General features: G+C 37.1%; 2 protein-coding genes. One reads left to right on the top strand and one right to left on the bottom strand.

Annotation, left to right across the window (positions count from 1 at the left end):
- On the bottom strand, window positions 1-635 hold a 635-nt coding region (locus AC3DU7_RS04770), incomplete at its 3' end, for a vWA domain-containing protein (RefSeq protein WP_488038212.1).
- A 101-nt stretch (window positions 636-736) separates the two neighbouring features.
- Between AC3DU7_RS04770 and AC3DU7_RS04765 the strand changes: the two genes are divergently transcribed.
- Window positions 737-1,267 carry a helix-turn-helix domain-containing protein gene (locus AC3DU7_RS04765; protein ID WP_488038211.1) on the top strand — a complete coding sequence of 177 codons (531 nt, stop codon included), beginning with the start codon at window positions 737-739 and terminating at the stop codon, window positions 1,265-1,267.
- Window positions 1,268-1,568: the final 301 nt, after the last annotated feature.

Genomic DNA, 1,568 nt, shown 5'->3' with positions numbered 1-1,568 from the left:
ACAGGTTCAGTTTGTACCATTGTTCCTCCCAGTTGGCTATGAGATACCTGTGTCACTGAGGCACTGAGCCACTTGAACATAGACGTAAAATCAAGACCATTCAACAATAGTGGTGGGCGAGTTGTAGGAGCTATTTGACTCAAAATTCTCATATTTGCACCTTGAACACCCACTGCAAAAAAGGAAAATTTCTTATCCTTCTCACCTTGCCTCACTCTTTGTGCTGCATTCTGCCAATCATCATTAGGTTCACCATCTGTAATTAAGAAAACCCAAGGTCGATAGTATTGGATGCCACTATTGTTATAATCCTCTTTGCGATTTTCTAGTAAGTCCAAAGCATATTCAATTGCTTCTCCCATGGGAGTCAATTCTTCAGCATTTAGCAGTGGTGGAACAAACTGGTTGATAGTGACAAAATCTTGACACATGACTACCGGACCAAATGAAATAATTGCTACCTCTACCCTCAGCTTGGCTAATGTATCCTGCTCCACAGATTTCTTAAAGACAGCAATACCTTCATTTAACTGTTTAATAGGTTCACCAGACATGGAACCTGAGTTATCTAATAACAAAACAACTGGACAACGTGGTTCTTGATTAACTGCAAAGTCATTTTTTCCTAGTGGCATAAACTTCCTCTTTATTGTCTTGTTTGCCAAGTTTTTTTACAATGATAAGTTAACTAACTTCTAAGCATCTACTGAGTAACGTTAGAAATAATGTTAGAGTTATGTTAGCAAACTATTACATCCAATTAATAGCCCAAATAGATAAAATCTTTAGTCAAGCTGCACAAGAATGGGACTTAGAAAGTCTTTATGCCGATTTAACTTGCGCAAAAGGAAAACATCTCACTCCTATTGAAAAGGCTCATTTAAGAGGATTATTATGTGGCTTTAGTCCTTCGGAAATTGCCGAACATTTAGGTAAAATTCCTAGAGGTGTAGAATCGGATTTATGTGCAACGATTTATAAATACGTTAAATGTTTGTTAGATAAGGTTGAAAAGGTAGAAAATTGGCGGAAAATTTATGAATGGCTTGATGATTCTGGTTATAAATCTAAGTTAGAACAAGTGCCAGTTAAAAGTTTATTACCTGAACAAAGTGTTATAAATATCACGACTATTAACATTGAACAACATCAAATAGTCTTTCAATTTAATCTCAAAATTCCTACATCAGAAGTTCCTGAATTATCGCTACAAGATTTGCAGGTTGACGAGCATCTGGATGAGAAGAAAAATAATCATAATAATTAAAAATTTATACTTAATCTGTTTGAGTTATCGGACATAGTATCCGGATAATTAGCGATCGCTTAGGGATTTACGCCAATGAGAGATGTAGCAGCAGCACAAGCGATCAAAAATCGAGGAATAGAAAACAATGCGCTAGGGTATAGCGTATCTGAAAATGCCTGTGGAGATGATTGGACAGGCTGTGCCTAGTTACCACATCTGTGAAGCAGGAAATCTTAAATGTGACAGGACTTACGCAAAGGCACTATATATGGTGACTCGCTCAGTTACGCTAGCGCTAACACACCCTACCAATAGCGTT

Source organism: Okeania sp. (genome assembly GCF_983059655.1).
Note: the sequence above shows the minus strand (reverse complement) of the source record. Positions and strands in the feature narration are given on the sequence as shown.

Excerpts from the sequence above, each read along its gene's own strand:
- AC3DU7_RS04765 (WP_488038211.1), top strand. The coding sequence starts at position 737 with ATGTTAGCAAACTATTACATCCAATTAATAGCCCAAATAGATAAAATC.